Source organism: Curtobacterium sp. MCPF17_001 (assembly GCF_003234615.1).
Lineage (GTDB): Bacteria > Actinomycetota > Actinomycetes > Actinomycetales > Microbacteriaceae > Curtobacterium.
On the sequence record NZ_QKSL01000004.1, the window covers coordinates 19329 to 38112 of the forward strand.

Here is an 18784-nt window from a genome sequence, read left to right on the forward strand (position 1 = left end):
GTCATCATGGACGGCATGGAGCACCATCCGGTCACCACCACGGTCCTCTGGGACATCGACGGCACCCTCGTGCGCAACGCCGCGTCACCGGGGAACCTGTACCACCTGGCGCTCGAACGAGCGCTCGGCCGCGACCTCCCGCAGCTCGTCGGCCACCAGCACGGTCGGACCGACGCCGGCATCATCGTCGAGCACGTCCGCGCGCACCACCTGGACGACGACCTGGTCCCCACCGTCAGCGGACACCTCCGCGACCTGTCCGAGGAACGGCACCGCTCCGGCGATCGACGCACCCCGGCACCCGGCGCGATCGACCTGGTCCGACGCTTCGCCGACCTCGGCTGGCGGAACGGCCTGCTCACCGGCAACTCCGCGTACCGCGCTCGCGTCAAACTGTTCGGCGCGGGCTTCGACGTCGACGTCTTCGACTGGGAGCACTCGTACTTCGGCGACACCGAGGTCGAGCGCGCGGGCATCACCGCCGTCGCCGCCGCAGCCCTGTCCGGCACCCGGGCGGTCATCGTCGGGGACACCCCGCGCGACGGCGAGGCAGCGGATGCGGTCGGGATCCCGTTCGTGGCGGTCGCGACCGGCGCGTACGACGTGGCGGCGCTCCAGGGGACGAGCGCGGTGGCCGTGGCGCGGGACTTCGTCCAGGACACGGGGCTCATCGAGGACGCGATCGCGGGCCTGGCGCCGCTCGCCTGAGCAGACCGGTGGTCTGCCTGCGGGTCCCGGTCGTGCGCGTGGCTGCCGGTCAGGCGCGGGGCTGCCGGGCGGGCGCGTGGCTGCCGGGCGGCCCGGTTGCTGCCTGTCGGGCTCGTCGGCGCGCGACTGCCTGTCGGGCGCGTCGCTGCCTGTGGGGCGCGGGGCGGGCCTCCCGGCCGGGAGGCACGTGACCGGTTGCCGGGACCGGTCACGCCGTCGGGTCAGTCGCCGCGCAGGGCGGCCAGGTACTTCTCCGCCATCACCCGCTGCTGGCGGCGCAGCAGCGGCGCGACGAAGCGCCACTTGCGGCTGGCCGGCTGCGAGAACTGGCGGACCTGCAGCCAGACCGAGCCGTCCGGGGTCCGCTCGACGACGAAGGACTCCTCACCCGAGAGCGGGTGGCCGTCGAGCGTGCCGTAGGCGAAGCCCTTGCGGTCGCGTTCGTCGATGATCGCGACGACCCGCACCGGCGCCTGGACGGTCTGCCCGAAGGCGTGCATCGTCAGCGTCGCCGTGGTGCCCGCCGTGATCAACGGGGTGCCGTCGGGCGTGGTCTTCTCCACCCGCGGCGTGCCGATCGAGGCGGGGGCGATCGGGACGCCCTGCTCGTCGAACGTGACGGGGTTGTAGCGGACCTCGTCGTCCTCGGGCGTGTCCTCGACGCGGACGCCCATCCCGCTGCGCTCCTGGATCTGCCAGGTGAGCGCCTGCATGACGGCGGTCTCGAAGCGCTGGTCGCCGTGCCCGATGCGGGCGCGCGACTCGGCGGGTACGAAGCCCTCCGGCGGGTACGTCATGAGGTCCGACGCCTGGGTCGCGCCGACGGCCCCGTACGTCAACGCCGTGCGGTGCTGGTGTCCGCGGCTCACTTCTTCTTCTCTTCCACGTCGCCGGAGAGTGCGGCGATGAAGGCCTCCTGCGGGACCTCGACCCGGCCGATCGTCTTCATGCGCTTCTTGCCCTCCTTCTGCTTCTCGAGGAGCTTGCGCTTGCGGGTGATGTCACCGCCGTAGCACTTCGCCAGGACGTCCTTGCGCATGGCACGGATGCTCTCACGGGCGATGATGCGGGCGCCGATCGCGGCCTGGATCGGGACCTCGAACTGCTGGCGCGGGATGAGCTTGCGCAGTCGTTCGGTCATCAGCGTGCCGTAGGCGTACGCCTTCTCGCGGTGCACGATGGCGCTGAACGCGTCGACCTGGTCACCCTGCAGCAGGATGTCGACCTTCACGAGGTCGGCGGCCTGGTCACCGACGGGCTCGTAGTCCAGGCTGGCGTAGCCCTGCGTCTTGCTCTTCAGCTGGTCGAAGAAGTCGAACACGATCTCACCGAGGGGCATCTCGTAGCGGATCTCGACCCGGTCCTCGCCGAGGTACTCCATACCGAGCAGTGAGCCGCGCCGCTGCTGGCAGAGCTCCATGATCGCGCCGACGTAGTCCTTGGGCGCCAGGATCGCGGCGCGGACCATCGGCTCGCGGACCTCGAGGATGCGGCCGGTCGGGAACTCGGACGGGTTCGTGACCTCGGTGACCTCGTTGTCCTCGGTCGTGACCTCGTAGACCACGCTCGGGGCGGTGGTGATGAGGTCGAGGTCGAACTCGCGCCGCAGCCGCTCGGTGATGATCTCGAGGTGCAGCAGGCCGAGGAACCCGCAGCGGAAGCCGAAGCCCAGCGCCACGGACGTCTCCGGCTCGTAGACCAGGGCCGCGTCGGACAGCTTGAGCTTGTCGAGCGCTTCGCGGAGCACCGGGTAGTCGCTGCCGTCGATCGGGTACAGGCCCGAGAAGACCATCGGCTTCGGGTCCGTGTAGCCGGCCAGAGCCTCGGTCGCCGGACGCTGCGCGCTCGTGACCGTGTCGCCGACCTTGGACTGGCGGACGTCCTTCACGCCGGTGATGAGGTACCCGACCTCGCCGACGGAGAGCCCCTTCGTCGGGGTCGGCTCCGGGCTCGACACCCCGATCTCCAGGATCTCGTGCGTCGACTTGGTCGACATCATCTGGACCTTCTCGCGCGGCTTGATCGAGCCGTCGATCATGCGCACGTAGGTCACGACACCGCGGTAGCTGTCGTACACCGAATCGAAGATCATCGCGCGGGGTGCGGCGTCGACCGTGCCGACGGGAGCGGGCACGGTGCGGACGACCCGGTCGAGCAGCTCGGCGACGCCCTCACCGGTCTTGCCGGAGACCCGCAGGACGTCCTCCGGCTTGCCCCCGATGAGCTGCGCGAGCTCGGCGGCGTACTTCTCCGGCTCGGCGGCCGGCAGGTCGATCTTGTTGAGGACCGGGATGATCTCGAGGTCGTTCTCGAGCGCCAGGTACAGGTTCGCGAGCGTCTGGGCTTCGATGCCCTGCGCGGCGTCGACGAGCAGGATCGCTCCCTCGCACGCGGCCAGGGAGCGGGAGACCTCGTACGAGAAGTCGACGTGCCCGGGGGTGTCGATCATGTTCAGCGCGAAGGTCTCGCCGTCGAGCTCCCAGGGCATGCGGACGGCCTGGGACTTGATCGTGATGCCGCGCTCACGCTCGATGTCCATCCGGTCGAGGTACTGCGCGCGCATCGCCCGGTCCTCGACGATGCCGGTGATCGACAGCATGCGGTCGGCCAGCGTGGACTTGCCGTGGTCGATGTGCGCGATGATGCAGAAGTTGCGGATCGCGGCGGCCGGCGTCGAGGCGGGCTCGAGCGGCGCAGATGCTTGTGGGCTCACGGTTCCTCGGGGTGGGTCGGACGGTCCGTCGATTGTCCCATGCTCACGCCTCGACAGCGCGCACCGGGCGGGTACGGCTCTGGTCAGGCGTCCGTCGCGTGCGTGCCCGCGGTCGGGACCGGCAGCGCGCCGAGTCCCCGGCGCAGGTCCTCCGCGGACGCCGCGAGGCACACCCGGATCCACCCCTCACCCGTCCGGCCGAACGCGCTGCCCGGGGCGACCGCCACCCGCTCGCGCTGGAGGAACGCCAGGGCCCACTCCGCGACGTCGCCCCCGGCCGCGTGCGAGACGTCGATCCACAGGTAGAACGCTCCTCGCGGGTCCAGGTAGCGGATGCCGGCGGCGTCCAGGACCCCTGTCGCGACCTCGAGGTTCTCGCGGTAGTGCTCGCGGGCGTCCTGCACCGACGAGTGGTCGCCGACGATCGCCGCGAGGGCCGCCCACTGGTCGGGCTCCGCGACACAGCTGATGATCGACTCCTGCACGGTCCGCATCGTCGGGCCGAGGCCCTTCGGCGTGACGAGGTAGCCGACCCGCACGCCGGTCATCGCGTACGTCTTGCTCAGCGAGAACGCCGAGAAGACGCGGTCGTCCTCGTCGAGGGACGCCAGGCTGACGTGGTGGGTGCCGTAGGTGAAGTACTCGTAGACCTCGTCGCTGATCACCCAGAGGTCGTGGCGCTTCGCCAGCGCCAACAGGTCGCGCAGCGTCTGCTCGCCGAAGACGGTGCCGAGGGGGTTGGACGGGGAGTTCACGATGATGGCGCGCGTGCGGTCGGTGATCCGCGCCTCCAGTGCGGCGAGGTCGGGCTCGAACCCGTGCGCCGGCGACAGCTGGTACGGCACCGGGTCCGCGCCGATGATGTGGGCGTTCATCGTGAAGGTGGTGTAGCCGGGGTCGGGCACCAGGACCTCGTCACCGGGCGAGAGCACGAGCGTCATCGCCGTGAACAGCGCCTGCGTCGCACCGACGGTGACCCAGACCTGCTCGAGGTCGGCGTCCATCCGGTTCTCCCGGCGGAGCTTGTCCTGGATCGCCTGACGCAGCTGCGGGATGCCGCCGTTCGGCCCGTAGTCGGTGCGGTCCTCGGCCCATGCACGACGAGCGGCGTCGCCGATGTGCTTGGCGACGGGGACGTCCGGCTCGCCGATCACGAGCATCGTCACGTCGTCGAGGAGGGCCGCCTGCTCGAACACCCGGCGGATGCCCGACGGTGGGACGGTGTCGATGCGGGGTGCGAGGGACGGCATGCCGACACCGTATCCGCTCGGGATCACGTGCCCGTCTCGGCGCCGCGCGGCCCGTGTCGGGCTTTGGTCCGGACGGGTCGACCTGGTAACGTCAGTCGCTGGCTTACGCGTTCCGTCGCCCACGGGTGGAACGCGATGCGACGAAGGGCCCCTCTACCCGGGATCGCAACCACCCGTCCGAGACGAAACCAGGAGCAACACGCATGGCGAACATCAAGTCGCAGCTCAAGCGCATCAAGACCAACCAGAAGGCCACCGACCGCAACAAGGCGTACAAGTCGGAGCTCAAGACGTACATCCGCCACACCAACGAGGCGATCGCCACGGGCGACAAGGACAAGGCCGTTGCCGCCCTGTCGCTCGCGTCGAAGAAGCTCGACAAGGCCGTGAGCAAGGGTGTCATCCACAAGAACCAGGCCGCGAACCGCAAGTCGGCCATCGCGAAGAAGGTCTCCGCGCTCTGATCTGAGCGTCTGACCGTCTCGGAGGCCCTGCACCGTTCGGTGCGGGGCCTTCGTCGTTCCCGGCCGCGGCGGCCGCGGCAGGCCGCGTGCGGGGCCGCGGGCCGGTGCCGTGGGTCGCCGCGGTGGGCCGGTGCCGCGGGTCGCCGCGGCAGGCCGCGCGCGGCCGCGGCGGCGGGCCGGTGCCGTTCGGCTGCGCTCAACAGCAACCAGTCGGAACCGCGGGATGCCGTGGTTCGGGCCGGACGCGGTTGGGCGGAGCCGATCGGAACCGCAGGGTGCGGCCGGGCACCGACAGCACAGCAGGCGTTCGCGCCGCCTCTCCGACCCGGGCGCTGGCCGCGGCGAATCGGGTGCCCACCGGCTGCGCCCAACAGCAACCACTCCGAACCGCGGGATGCCGCGGTTCGATCCGGACCCGGTTGGGCGCAGCCGATCGGAACCACGGGCGCGGCCGACACCCGACGGGCGCGGCCGGACACCGGACCGCCACTGGCCGGGCACCGGACGGGCGTCATCGCACACGCTGGCAGCGGAGCGCCCCCAGGAGCGGCTCCGCCGACGGCCGGGAGGCCCGTGCCGGTCAGCGCTCCTCGCCGCGTCGTGCGATGGTGCGGACCATCACCTCGAGCGCGAAATGGGCGTCGCGGGACCCGCCCTTCACCGCGGCGTCGGCGGCCGCGATGCTCGTGATCGCGTTCGCGAGGCCTGCTTCACTCCACCCGGCGACGTCCCGCTGGGCACGCTGGACCTGCCACGGCGCCATGCCGAGCGCCGAGGCCGCCTGCCCGCTCGACCCGCGGAAGGAGCTGACCTTCGCCATCGTGCGGATCTTGCTCGCGAACGCGGCGACGATCGGTACGGGCGCCTCTCCGGTCGCCAGCGCGTGCCGGAGTTCGACGATCGCCGGTGCGGACCGTCCGGCCAGGGCGATGTCGGCGACCTTGAACGCGTTCGTCTCGACCCGGCCGCCGTAGTACTTGTCGACGGTCCGGTCGGTGATCTCCGCGGCCTCGTCGGCCAGGAGCTGTCGGCAGGCGGCGGCGAGTTCGGCGAGGTCGTCGGCGAACGCGGCCACCAGGGTCCGGACGGCGGAGGGTGCGATCTTCCGACGGGCAGCGCGGAACTCGGCGTTGACGAAGTCGATCCGGTCGGTGTCGCGCTTGATCTCGTCGCACTGCACCTCGATGCCGCCACCGACCCCGCTGCGGATCGTGTCGAGGAGCTTCTTGCCCCGGACTCCCCCACCGTGCCGGAGCACCAGGGTGACGTCGTCGGCCGGGTTCTGCAGGTACGAGATCGTCTCGGTGATGAAGGCGTCGGTGCACTTCTCGACGTTCGTGACGCGGACGAGTCGGGGTTCGCCGAAGAGGGACGGGCTCGCCAGCGTCGACAGCAGCCCTGGGGCGTACTGGTCCGCTTCGAGGTCGTGCACCTCGAGCGCCGGGTCCTCGCCGACGAGCAGGTCGCGGAGCATGCCGATCGCCCGCTCCGCCAGGAACGTCTCGGCCCCGGTGACCAGGACGACCGGGGCCGGGCGGATCGCCGACCACGGGATCTGGTCGATCTTCGCTGCGGCGCGCGCGGGCTTCTTGGCGGGCATGCGGGTCCTTCCGGTGGTGCTGGGCGACGACGACGACGGCCGGGCCGGTGCATCGGCGGCGCCGTGCCGGTCGGCGTCGCACCGATCCTACGGGCGGCAGCCGACGCCCCGGCGTCGCGCTCGGTCCACACCGCGACCGGTGCCCGGCTCTGCGCACCGGAGTCCGCCCCGGCCTCCGCGCCCGGATCGTCGCTCTCGCCGCGCACCACGACCGTCCCCGACCGGTCCGTGCGGTACGCCACCGTCCCGGCGGCGGCGAGCATCTGCAGGGCGCTCGGTGTCGGGTGCCCGTAGTCGTTGTCCGCACCGACCCCGATCAGGCCGACCCGGGCCGCGAGCTGTCGGTAGAGCTCCGGGTCCTGGTCCGCGGACCCGTGGTGCGCGACCTTCACGACGTCCACGGGCGTCAGTGTCTCCGGCGGCGCGGTCCGCAGCAGCCGACGCTGTGCGTCCTCGCCCAGGTCGCCGAGGAGCACCGCGCTGACGCACGCCGGGCAGGGTCGCTCCCGCGCAGGATCGACCCGGAGGACGATGCTCGCCGCGTTGCCTGCACGCTCGTCGCCGTCCGGCGGCCACAGCACCCGCCAGCGGAGGTCCCCGAGCACGCCGCTGGTCCGATCGGCTGCCTGCCGGACCACCACCCCCGCGCTCCGGAGCTCACGGACCACCCGGTCGTCCGCGGGCCGGCCGACCGGGCCGACCAGGGCGGTCTCCACCCGTGTCGCGACCGAGGCCACGGCGCCGACGTGGTCGCGGTCGAAGTGGGTCAGGACGAGCAGGTCGATCCGGTCGACGCCGAGGAGAGCCAGACAGGAGACCAGACGCTCGGCATCGTCCCCGGTGTCGACGAGCGCCGTGCGTCCACCGCTCCGGAGCAGGGTGGCGTCGCCCTGCCCGACGTCGCACATCGCGACGGTCCAGCCGGTCGGGACACTGCCGCGGACGAGGACCGCGGGCACCGCGACCGACCCGACTCCCCCGGCGAGCACGAGCACGGCCACTCCGAGCGCCACCCGACGCGGACGTCGGCGGACGAGCACCCCGACCGCGAGGGCGGCGCTCACGACCCCGGCGGCGATGACCCCGCCCGCCCCGGACGGCCACGGTGCCGAGGCGGCCGGCAGGATGGCGGCCCCGTGTGCGACGAGTCCGATCGCGGCAGCGGGCACCCAACCGACGGTCGCGAGCAGCCCGGCACCGACCGGCCACACCGGCGCGAGCAGGCACGCGGCGAGACCGACGACGGTGGCGACCGGTGCCAGGACCTCGGCGAGCAGGTTCACCGGCACCGCGTACGTCGGCAGGGCGGCGGAGAGCGGGATCGTGACCGGCCAGCAGGCGACCTGCGCGGCGACCGGCACCGCGACCGCGGTCGCGACGGGCCTCCCGACCCGCCGCGCGAGCAGGTCGGTCACGGGCGCAGCGAGGACCACGATCCCGGTGGTCGCGAGCACCGACAGCGCGAAGGCGAACGAGCGGGCCACCCACGGATCGACGACGAGCATGCCGACGGCGGCGAGGGCGATCAGCGGTACGCCGCGCACCGGCCGTCCGGTCAGGTGCACGACGAGGACCACGATCGCCATCACGGTCGCGCGGGTGATCGACGGGTCCGGACGGACGAGGACGACGAACCCGAGCAGCACGACCACGGCCACGGCGGCACGCAGCGCCCGTGGGGCCCCGACCGCCCGTCCGAGCAGCACCACGAGGCCGACGAGGACCGCACAGTTCGACCCGGAGACCGCGGTCAGGTGGGTCAGCGCCGAGGTCTCCATCGCCTGCTCCGTCTCGGCGTCGAGCCCGGATCGGTCCCCGATCGCCAGCCCGCGGAGGAGCGCCGCTCCCGGCTCCGGCAGGTCGGCGGTGACGTCGACGAACGCCGCCCGTGCGACCGCACTGGCGCCGAGCAGCCCGGTCGGACCCGCCTGCGGCGTGACGGCTCCGCGGGCGAAGAGCACGACGCTCGTCGGCGAGCCGGGGTCCTCGACCAGCAGCTGACCGCGGACGACGACGACCGATCCGGCCGACAGCACGGTCCGTCGCGGTTCGTCGCGGGCCGGTACGAGCCGGACCGGCACGCGCAGGTCGTCCTGGCGGGAGGCGCGCACCACGACCGCCTCGACCGTCCCGATCACGGACCGGTCGGCGGGGGCGAGGTCACGGTCGAGCCGGACACGGGCCTCCAGGCTGTGGTCGGCCGTCTGCCGCACGATCGACGGGGCCCGGTGCGCCTGGCCGACTGTGACCGCTGCGGCCGTCAGGGCGACCAGCAGGGCCGTGGTCAGCACCAGTGCCGCGATGGCCCGGACGAGGACGGACACCCCGCGCCGGAGGAGCACGCCGAGCGACGCCAGACCGAGGACGATCGCGCCGACGGCCACCCCGCCGCCGAGTCGGGGGACGCCGACGAGCACCGCGACGACGATCCACGTCACCGCGACCGGTCCAGCGAGCCGGAGGTCGACCAGCGACGCCCGCAGCGCGCTGCCGTGCGCCGCGCCGGACGCGCTCCGAGCGGGAGCCGACAGCACCGGGCCGCTCACACCCGCACCCGGTCCTGCAGCTCGGCGAAGCGGCCCTCGCCGATGCCGCTGACCTCGAGCAGGTCCTCGACCGAGCGGAACCCGCCGTGCTCGTCGCGCCAGGAGAGGATCCGCTCCGCCAGCGCCGGCCCGATGCCGGGGAGCGTCTCGAGCGCGGCGGCGTCTGCGGTGTTGAGGTCCACGACGTCCGGCACGGCCCCCGCACCGCTGCCCGCACCCGACGAGCCCGTGGTCCCGGAGGCCGAGCCACCGGGACCAGCACCCGCTCCCGCGGGCAGCTCGGCCGGGACGTCCGTCTCGCCGACGCGGGGCACGTACAGCCGCTCGCCGTCGACGACCGGCCGCGCCAGGTTCAGCCGCGACAGGTCGGCGTCCGCCACCGCTCCCCCGGCTGCGACCAGCGCGTCCGCGACACGGGCGTCGGCGCCCACCGTGACGACCCCCGGGTGCTCGACCGCCCCGACGACGTAGAGCACTGCGGTCGCCGGCACCGCGGACGCAGTGGGAGCAGCGGTCGCCGACGGGACGGGCACGGCCGCCGACGGCTCCGGGACACCGACCGTCGGCGCCCCTGACACGACCGCGACGCCGGACCCCGACTCCTCGCCCCCGCGACCACCGCCCCACCACCCGGCGACGACGACCCCGAGCGCGAGCACCGCCACGACGCCCACCAGCAGGAGGGCGGCACGGGGTGACAGCGTGAACCGGGACATGTCCCGAGACGCTACGGAGCCCGGTCTGTCGACCGGGCCCCACGCAGACCACCTGTGGACGGAGCCCGCGCGCCGCCCCCTGTGGAGGGACCGGCCCCGGAGGGATCGGCCCCGGACGGACCAGGTCCGGAGGACCCGGCCCCGGAGGAACTAGCCCTTGATGGCGATGTTGACGAGCTTCGGTGCCCGCACGATGACCTTCACGATCTCGCGGTCACCGATGTACCGCTGCACCGCATGCGACGAGCGCGCGAGCTGCTCGAGCTCGTCCGCCTCGATCGACTTCGACACCTCAAACGAGTCGCGCACCTTGCCGTTGACCTGCACGACCGCGGTGAGGGTCTCCTGCACGAGCAGCGTCGGGTCGGCCTTCCGCCAGCCGAACGTCGCCACCGGGGAGTCGTAACCCAGCGTCTGCCACATCTCCTCGCCGGTGTACGGCGCGAAGACGCTGAGCCCGAGGGCGATCGTCTCCGCAGCTTCACGCACGGCGGGGTCCGCGGCACCGGGTCCGCTGTCGATCGCCTTGCGGGTCACGTTCACCAGGTCCATGAGTCGTGCGATCACGACGTTGAACTTGAACGACTCCATCAGCCCGGGAGCGTCCGCCAGGAAGCGGTGCGTGGCCTGTCGGACGCCGCGGTCACCGGTGGACCAGACGGCGTCGGGCGTCGAGGTGACGTCGACGGCGATCCGGTAGGCGCGTGCCAGGAAGCGTGCGGAGGCCGCGGGCGAGACGTCCTCCCAGTTGATGTCGTCCTCGGGCGGGCCGGCGAAGCCCATCACCAGGCGGATCGCGTCGACGCCGTGCGCGTCGAGCTCGTCACCGAGCGAGACGCCGCCCTTCGACTTCGACATCTTCGAGCCACCGGAGAGCACCATGCCCTGGTTGAGCAGCGCCGAGAACGGTTCGGTGAAGTCGAGGTAGCCGAGGTCGAACAGCACCTTCGTGACGAAGCGCGCGTAGAGCAGGTGCAGGATCGCGTGCTCGACACCGCCGATGTACTGGTCGACCGGCGCCCACTTGTTGACGAGTGCCGGATCGAACGCCTGCGTCTCGTCCTGCGGGGACAGGAAGCGCAGGAAGTACCAGGACGAGTCGACGAACGTGTCCATGGTGTCCGGGTCGCGGCGGGCCGGGCTGCCGTCGACCGGGTTCGGCACGTTCACCCACTCCGTCGCACCACCGAGGGGCGAGGTGCCCTTCGGCTTGAGGTCGAGGCCCTCGGTGTCGGGCAGGACCACGGGGAGCTGGTCCTCGGGCACCGGGTACTGGGTGCCGTCCTCGCCGTGGATGATCGGGATCGGGGTGCCCCAGAAGCGCTGTCGCGAGATGAGCCAGTCGCGCAGGCGGTAGGTCTTGGCGGCACGACCGGTGCCGCGCTCCTCGAGCAGGCTGATCGCCGCGGTGATGGCGTGCTGCTTGCTCATCCCGTCGAGCGGACCGGAGTTGATCATCCGCCCCTGTCCGGTGAGGGCTTCGCCGGTGGTCGTCGGGTCGATCGAGGGCAGTTCGGTCTCGTCGGTGATCACGGGGATCGCACCGGTGACCGGCTGGTTCGTGTCGACGACGACCTTCACCGGCAGGTCGAAGGCCCGGGCGAAGTCCAGGTCGCGCTGGTCGTGCGCGGGCACGGCCATCACGGCGCCGTGCCCGTAGTCGGCGAGGACGTAGTCGGCAGCCCACAGCGGCAGGCGCTCCCCGGTCAGCGGGTGGATCGCCGAACGGCCGAGCGGGACGCCGGTCTTCGGGCGGTCGGCGTTCTGCCGGTCGATGTCCGAGGCCTTCTGCGTGGCGACCAGGTAGTCCTGGAACGCGGCGCGGGTGGCATCGTCGACGGACGGGTCGGCGACGAGCTCGGCGGCCAGGTCGGAGTCCGGTGCGACGACCAGGAAGGTCACCCCGTGGATGGTGTCCGGGCGCGTGGTGAACACGGTGACGGGCTCGTCACGGCCCTCGATGACGAAGTCGACGTCAGCACCGACCGAGCGGCCGATCCAGTTGCGCTGCATCGCGATGACCTTCGACGGCCATCGGCCCTCGAGCTGGTTGAGGTCGTCGAGCAGCCGGTCCGCGTAGTCCGTGATCTTGAAGTACCACTGCGTCAGCTTCTTCTTGACGACGACGGCGCCGGAGCGGTCCGAGGTGCCGTCGGGCAGGACCTGCTCGTTGGCCAGGACGGTCTGGTCCACCGGGTCCCAGTTGACCCAGCTGTCCTTCCGGTACGCCAGGCCCTTCTCGTACATCTTCAGGAACAGCCACTGGTTCCACTTGTAGTACTCGGGGTCGGAGGTGTGGATCTCGGTCGACCAGTCGAACGACGGCGCGTAGCGTTTGAAGGACGCCTTCTGCTGCGCGATGTTCGCGTAGGTCCAGTCCTTCGGGTCGACGCCGCGCTTGATGGCGGCGTTCTCAGCGGGCAGGCCGAACGAGTCCCAGCCGATCGGGTGCAGCACGTTGAAGCCCTGCTGGCGCCAGTAGCGCGCGACGAAGTCCCCGAGCGCCCAGTTCTCGGCGTGCCCCATGTGCAGGTCGCCGGAGGGGTACGGGAACATCTCGAGGATGTACTTGCGCGGGCGCTTGTCGTCGGGGTCGGCGGTGAAGAGGCCGAGCTCTTCCCACCGCGCCTGCCACTTCTGCTGGATGCGCCGGAAGTCGTAGGCGTGCGGGTCCTCGACGTGCTGCTCGATGGTCACGGTCGTCAACGATACAAGCCGTCAGGACCGTCTCGCGTCCGTGCGCCAGGTCACCGCGTGAGCAGGCGTCCGTCCCGCATCCGCAGGGTCCGGTCGACGAGGTCGGCCGGCACCGGTACGTGCGACACGACGAGCAGGGAGCGTCCGGCCGCGCGGGCGGTCGTCACGAGGTCGCGCAGCACGTCGTCACCGAGGTCGGGGTCGATGTCGGCGGTCGGCTCGTCGAGCACCAGGACGGGGAACTCGTGCAGGAGGGCCCGCGCCAGGGCCAACCGGTGGGCCTGGCCCCCGGACACGAGCGAACCGCGCTCCCCCACCGCGGCGCCGAGTCCCCCACGACGCCGGATCCAGTCCCCCAGTCCGACCCGGTCGAGCACGGCGAGCAGTTCGTCGTCGGTCGCGGTCTCCCGCGCGAAGAGCAGGTTCTGCCGGACCGACTGGTCGAAGACGAACGGGTCCTGCTCGATCAGACCGATGCGGGCGCGGACCGCGTCGGGGTGCATCGTCCGTACGTCCGTCCCGTCCAGGGTGACGCTGCCGGTGTGGTCGACGAACCGGACGAGGGCGTCCACCAGCGTCGACTTGCCGGCGCCGCTCGGTCCGCTGAGCACGACGACCTCGCCCGGGTGCAGGTCGAACGAGACCCCGTCGACCGCGGGGGTCGGCGCGCCCGGCCAGCGGACGGACACGTCACGGACCCGGACGGTGACCGCGGCCGGCGCCACGAGGGCCTCCGGGCTGGCGGCGTCCTCGGGTTCGGGCACCAGTCCGACCGGCAGCTCCGCGGGGACGACCCGTTCGACGCGGTCCGCGGCGGCCCGGACCCGACGGAGTGTGAGGACGGCGAGCGGGACACCACCGACGACCTCGAACAGCGCGAGCGGGACGAACACCGCCAGTGCCCAGAGCGGGCCGTCCAGGGCACCACGGACGACTGCCGGCGCTCCCACGGACAGCGTCCCGATGACCGCAGCCCCGCCGACCAGGCCGACGAGCGCGCCGACGAGTGACTCGACGGCGCCGCGGCGGCGGACGGCCCCCGTGACACGGTCGTCGAGCCGCGCGATGTGGGTGAGTCGTTCCTCCAGCGTGCCGTAGGCCACGAACACGTCGAGCGTGCGGACGGTGTCGAGCACCAGGTCCGCGACGCGTCCACGGTCGGCGGCGGTCACCGCGTCGGAGCGGCGGGCGACCGCGGCGGTCACGACGGTCCCGACCAGGGCTGCCGTGCCGAGGGCCGACAGCAGCACGAGGGCGGCCGGCAGGGACACGAACGCGACGGCGACGACCGAGAGGAACGCGGTGACGCCCGCCGAGACGAGCGGCCCGACGACCCGGATCGGCAGGTCCTGCAGCCGGTCGGTGTCGGTGACGAGCCGCGTCGTGAGGTCGCCGCGCCCGGTCGATCCGAGCCCGGCGGGGGCGACCGAGGCGAGCCGCCGGTACATCTCGGTCCGGACGACGGCGAGCTGGCGGAACGACGCATCGTGCCCGGCGAGCCGGTCCACGTAGCGGAACACCGCGCGCCCGAGGGCGAAGGCGCGGACGCCGACCATGACGAGCGTCAGGTAGAGGATCGGCGGGTGCTCGGCGGCGCGCGTGATCAGGTACCCGCTGGCGGCGAGCAGGGCCACTCCGCAGAGCGCGCTGAGCACGCCCGCGGCGACGGCCTTCGCCCAACCCCGCCCACGGGGCAGGGCGAGTCGGAGGACGGACCGGGTGCGGGCCTCCCGGCCGTCGGGGCGGCTCACGCGGGTGCTGCTCACGCGGGTGCTGCTCATGCGGACACCTCCTGTGGCGACCGCTGCGACGACACCGCGACGGATCCGGAGGCGCGGATCGCGACGACGACGTCGGCCGCGGCCACGACGGCGGGTCGGTGGCTCGCGACGACGACGACCGCCCCCGCGTCCGCCAGTCGGCGGAGGGCGGCGACGACCTGCGTCTCGGACTCCGCGTCGAGGGCGGACGTCGGCTCGTCGAGGAGCACCAGCGGCGTCCCGAGCCGAGCCGCACGGTACAGCCCGCGCGCGACGGCGACACGCTGCGCCTGCCCGCCGGACAACCCGGATCCGCCACTGCCGACCGGGAGGCCCGGGTCGACTCCCAGCCCCACCGCACCGAGCGCGGTCCGCACGTCCGCCGTGTCCGGCTGGGCGCTGAGGGCGACGTTCTCGGCGACCGTGCCGCGCACCAGTCGCGGACGCTGGTCGACCCAGGTGGTGCGGTCGAGGACCGGGAAGTCGGCACGCCCGGGCACCGTGACCGTGCCGTCGGCGGGGAGGACCCCGCGGATCGCGGCGATCAGGCTGGACTTGCCGGAGCCGCTCGGGCCGGAGAGGGCGACGACGGTCCCGGTCGGGGCGGTGAGGTCGACCGGGCCGACGACCGTGTCGGAGCGGTGCACGCGGAGTCCGGCGATCACCAGGGCCGGCGTCGGGACGTCCATCCCGGCAGCGGCGACGGTGTCCGGCGCAGCTGGTACCGGGACGTCAGGGTCGTCGAGCACGTCGAGGACGGCCTGCGACGCCTGCACCCCGTCCTGGGCCGCGTGGAAGTCGGCACCGACCTGCCGGAGCGGGGCGAACGCCTCCGGGGCGAGGACCAGGACGAACATCGCCGCGCCGAGGCCGAGCGAGCCGTCGACCAGCCGGATGCCGATCGACACCGCGACGAGTGCGACGGACAGGCTCGCAGCCAGCTCGAGGGCGAAGCCGCTGACGAAGGACAGCCGCAGCACACCGATGGTGCCCTGGCGGTACTCGTCCGTGACCTGCCCGATGCGGCCGACCTGGCGGCGGGCACGGCCGAACACCTTGAGGGTCGCGAGCCCCTCGACGGCCTCGGTGAACGCCCCACCGAGCCGTGCGAGTGCGTCCGCCTGCCGCTGCTGCAGCGACCGGGTGGCCAGGCCGATGAGGACCATGAACACCGGGATGACGGGCATCGCGCAGACGATGACGACCGCACTCGTCAGGTCGCCGAGGCCGATCGCGACGAGCAGCAGCGGGGTGGCGACGGCGGTGAGCGCGAGCTGCGGCAGGTACCGGCCGAAGTAGGCGTCCAGCGCGTCGAGCCCCGGGCCGAGCGTGGTGGCGAAGCCGGCGCTCGACCGACCGGCGAGCCACCCGGGGCCCCGGTCGGCCGCGCGCCGGAGCACGGAGGCGCGGAGTTCGCTCTTCACACGGGCACCCGCGCGGGCGGCGAGGTCGTCGGTCGCCCAGGCCGCGACCGCGCGGAGCAGGAACGCGCCGCCGAGCAGGGCGAGCGTGCCGGCGAACGTCGCAGGGACGGCACCGGCGCGGACCGCATCGACGACCTGGGTCACCGCGGCCGCGATCGCCCAGGCGATCGCGATGGTCGCGATCGTCCGCACGGCGCCGGTGCCGGCGGCGGCCACGACGAAGCCGCGCGCCGTCCGGGACAGACGGAGCAGGCGGGGGTCGAGCGGCTTCACACGTGCCTCCCGGTCAGTGCGCGGCCTGCGCGACGGTGGCGCGTGAGACCCGCTTGCGGAAGACCCAGTACGTCCACGCCTGGTAGGCCAGCACGAGCGGGATGCAGACCAGGGCGACCCAGCTCATGACCGTCAGCGTGTACGTGCCGGACGAGGCGTTGGCGACGGTCAGGCTGTTCGCCGGGTCGTTGGTGGCGGGCATCACGTCCGGGAACACCGCGGTGAACATCGCCAGGACGACCGCCGCGATGGTGACGGCCATCAGGGTGAAGGCGCGGCCCTCCCGACCGCGTGCGGCACAGAGGACCGCGACGACCAGGGCCACGGCACCGACGGCCGACAGCACGAGCGACGTCGGGGTGGACCGGACGAGCGCCATCGTGACCAGGAACACGGCGGCGACCACGATCGTGACGACTCCGGCCCGCTTCGCCAGGCGCATCGCCCGCTCGCGCATCTCGCCCTCGGTCTTCAGCGCCACGAACACGACGCCGTGGGTGAAGAAGACCAGCAGGGTGGTGGCACCGGCGAGCAGTGCGAACGGGTTGAGCAGGTCGAACAGCGTGCCGGTGTAGTTGTGCCCGGCGTCCATCGGGATCCCCCGGACGACGTTGCCGAACGCGACGCCCCAGAGGAACGACGGCACCGCGCTGCCGACCACGATCATCAGGTCGAACCGGCGCTTCCATGCCAGGTGCTTGTCCTGGTGCCGGTACTCGAACGACACCCCGCGCAGGATCAGTGCGGCGAGGATGAGCAGCAGTGCCAGGTAGAAGCCGGAGAACATCGTCGCGTACCACTCGGGGAAGGCGGCGAACAGGCAGGCTCCCGCGACGATCACCCAGGTCTCGTTGAGGTCCCACACCGGGCCGATGGTGTTGATGAGCACACGGCGGTCGGTGTCGTCCCTGCCGAGGAACGGCAGGGACATGCCGACACCGAAGTCGAACCCGTCGAGCACGAAGTACCCGACGAAGAAGAGTCCGACGATCGCGAACCACAGAACGGGCAGGTCCATCTCAGGCAGCTTCCATCTCTAGTAGACCGTCACTTCGTGCTTGACCTCGCCGGTCTCCGCGTCGACCTCGGCCGGAGCGGCCGGGCCCTCCTGGGCGACCTTCTTGACCAGTCGGAACTCGACCACCGCGAGGGATCCGTAGATGAGGGTGAACACGACGAGCGAGATGAGGACCTCGAGGCCCGTCACGTTCGGGGAGACGCCGTCGGCCGTCTTGAGCAGGCCGAACACGAGGCAGGGCTGGCGGCCCATCTCGGTGAAGACCCAGCCGACGATCATCGCGGCCATCGGCAGCGGCACGGCCCAGATCGCGATGCGCCAGACCCACCGCTGCTGCGGGAAGCGGCCCTTGCGCGTCAGCCAGAGTCCGGCGAGCGAGACCATCACGGCGCCGACCCCGAGGGCGATCATCCAGCGGAAGGACCAGTAGGTCACCCAGATGATCGGCTTGTAGTCGCCTGGCCCGTAGACCTGCGTGTACTGCGCCTGCAGGTCGTTGATGCCCTCGACCGTGCCGGAGAAGGTGTGCGTCGACAGGAAGGACAGCAGGTACGGCACACGGATCGAGAAGAGTTCGGTGACGCCGTCGGGCGTGCCGAGCGTGAAGATCGAGAACGAGGCGTCCTTGCCGGTCGCGGTGTTGTACAGCGCCTCGGCCGCGGCCATCTTCATCGGCTGCGTGTCGACCATGGTGAGACCGAGCTGGTCACCGGTGAGGACCGTGAGGGCGCCGGCCGCGACCATCGTCCAGAGGCCGAACTTCAGCGCCGGCATCATCGTCTCGAGGTTCTGGTTGCGCGCCAGGTGGTACGCGGCGACCGAGATGATCACGCCGGCGGCGACCATGAAGCACGCGAAGACCGTGTGCGGGAATGCGGCGAGGGCGACCTTGTTCCCGAGGACGGCCCAGATGTCGGTGAGTTCGGCGCGACCCTTCGCCTCGTTGATCGCGTAGCCCACCGGGTGCTGCATGAACGCATTCGCGGCGATGATGAAGTACGCCGACATGATCGTGCCCGCGCTGACGCACCAGATGCTCGCCAGGTGCAGCTTCTTCGGCAGGCGGTCCCAGCCGAAGATCCAGACGCCGATGAACGCCGCCTCGAAGAAGAACGCCAGGATGCCCTCGAGCGCGAGCGGGGCGCCGAAGACGTCGCCGACGAAGCGCGAGTAGTCCGACCAGTTCATGCCGAACTGGAACTCCTGCACGATGCCGGTGACGACCCCCATCGCGAAGTTGATGAGGAAGATCCGTCCGAAGAACCGCGTCAGCTGCAGGTAGTGCGCACGACCGGTCCGGACCCAGGCGGTCTGGAACACCGCGACGACGACGGCCATGCCGATCGTCAGCGGGACGAAGAGGAAGTGGTAGATCGTCGTCAGACCGAACTGCCACCGCGACAGCAGGAGCGGGTCCAGGAGGTCGTTCATGCTTCGACGGTACTGTCGAGCGGCACGGTTCGACAAGTTGTAGAGGGCACTGCTGCACGAACGTGCAGGCGTAGTGCACGGCACAACCGTGCGGAACAAGTGTCACGGACGAGCGTCCCGGGAACGACGACAGGCGCCGGGCTCGATGCCCGACGCCTGTCGTCGTGGACCCCGCAGAACGACG

12 protein-coding genes and 1 pseudogene are annotated in these 18784 nt (G+C 71.9%); 2 read left to right on the forward strand and 11 right to left on the reverse strand.

What is annotated here, in order from left to right; genetic code table 11:
* Window positions 1-15: 15 nt before the first annotated feature.
* Window positions 16-708, forward strand: coding sequence for an HAD family hydrolase (locus DEJ24_RS05190; protein WP_181432889.1), 693 nt, complete (start codon window positions 16-18; stop codon window positions 706-708).
* Between the two features lie 221 nt (window positions 709-929).
* On the opposite strand, the gene DEJ24_RS05195 is transcribed toward DEJ24_RS05190, so the two are convergent.
* From DEJ24_RS05195 to DEJ24_RS05205, 3 genes are all read right to left on the reverse strand, one after another.
* Window positions 930-1577, reverse strand: a complete 648-nt coding sequence (locus DEJ24_RS05195) for a DUF1990 family protein (RefSeq protein WP_258366249.1) — start codon at window positions 1575-1577, stop codon at window positions 930-932.
* Window positions 1574-3421, reverse strand: coding sequence for a translation elongation factor 4 (lepA, locus tag DEJ24_RS05200; RefSeq protein WP_111077596.1), 1848 nt, complete (start codon window positions 3419-3421; stop codon window positions 1574-1576). Before lepA ends, DEJ24_RS05195 begins: the two co-directional genes overlap by 4 nt.
* 83 nt (window positions 3422-3504) lie before the next feature.
* A complete protein-coding gene (locus DEJ24_RS05205) occupies window positions 3505-4671 on the reverse strand; it encodes a pyridoxal phosphate-dependent aminotransferase (protein WP_111077734.1) in 1167 nt (388 codons plus the stop codon).
* Between the two features lie 203 nt (window positions 4672-4874).
* Here DEJ24_RS05205 and rpsT point away from each other — a divergent pair, with 203 nt between their 5' ends.
* On the forward strand, window positions 4875-5135 hold the full coding sequence (rpsT, locus tag DEJ24_RS05210) for a 30S ribosomal protein S20 (RefSeq protein ID WP_110903137.1): 261 nt from the start codon (window positions 4875-4877) through the stop codon (window positions 5133-5135).
* A gap of 580 nt (window positions 5136-5715) precedes the next feature.
* On the opposite strand, the gene holA is transcribed toward rpsT, so the two are convergent.
* From holA to DEJ24_RS05260, 8 genes and pseudogenes are all read right to left on the reverse strand, one after another.
* Window positions 5716-6735, reverse strand: coding sequence for a DNA polymerase III subunit delta (holA, locus tag DEJ24_RS05215; RefSeq protein ID WP_111077597.1), 1020 nt, complete (start codon window positions 6733-6735; stop codon window positions 5716-5718).
* Window positions 6736-7457: 722 nt separating this feature from the next.
* Window positions 7458-8513 (reverse strand): annotated as a pseudogene (locus DEJ24_RS17360) (ComEC/Rec2 family competence protein); the annotation flags it as partial.
* A 764-nt stretch (window positions 8514-9277) separates the two neighbouring features.
* On the reverse strand, window positions 9278-9997 hold the full coding sequence (locus DEJ24_RS05235) for a ComEA family DNA-binding protein (RefSeq protein WP_111077599.1): 720 nt from the start codon (window positions 9995-9997) through the stop codon (window positions 9278-9280).
* 150 nt (window positions 9998-10147) lie between these two features.
* The gene (leuS, locus tag DEJ24_RS05240) at window positions 10148-12694 is read right to left on the reverse strand and encodes a leucine--tRNA ligase (protein WP_111077600.1); all 2547 of its coding nucleotides are present in this window, start codon (window positions 12692-12694) and stop codon (window positions 10148-10150) included.
* Window positions 12695-12744: 50 nt separating this feature from the next.
* Entirely contained in the window at window positions 12745-14475 is a 1731-nt protein-coding gene (gene cydC, locus DEJ24_RS05245) for a thiol reductant ABC exporter subunit CydC (protein ID WP_111077601.1), read from the reverse strand.
* Window positions 14472-16151 carry a thiol reductant ABC exporter subunit CydD gene (gene cydD, locus DEJ24_RS05250; protein WP_111077602.1) on the reverse strand — a complete coding sequence of 560 codons (1680 nt, stop codon included), beginning with the start codon at window positions 16149-16151 and terminating at the stop codon, window positions 14472-14474. The genes cydC and cydD overlap by 4 nt, the downstream gene beginning before the upstream one ends.
* A gap of 13 nt (window positions 16152-16164) precedes the next feature.
* Complete coding sequence (gene cydB / locus DEJ24_RS05255) at window positions 16165-17169, reverse strand: cytochrome d ubiquinol oxidase subunit II (protein ID WP_111077603.1); 1005 nt, start codon at window positions 17167-17169, stop codon at window positions 16165-16167.
* Between the two features lie 18 nt (window positions 17170-17187).
* A complete protein-coding gene (locus tag DEJ24_RS05260) occupies window positions 17188-18600 on the reverse strand; it encodes a cytochrome ubiquinol oxidase subunit I (protein ID WP_111077604.1) in 1413 nt (470 codons plus the stop codon).
* Window positions 18601-18784: the final 184 nt, after the last annotated feature.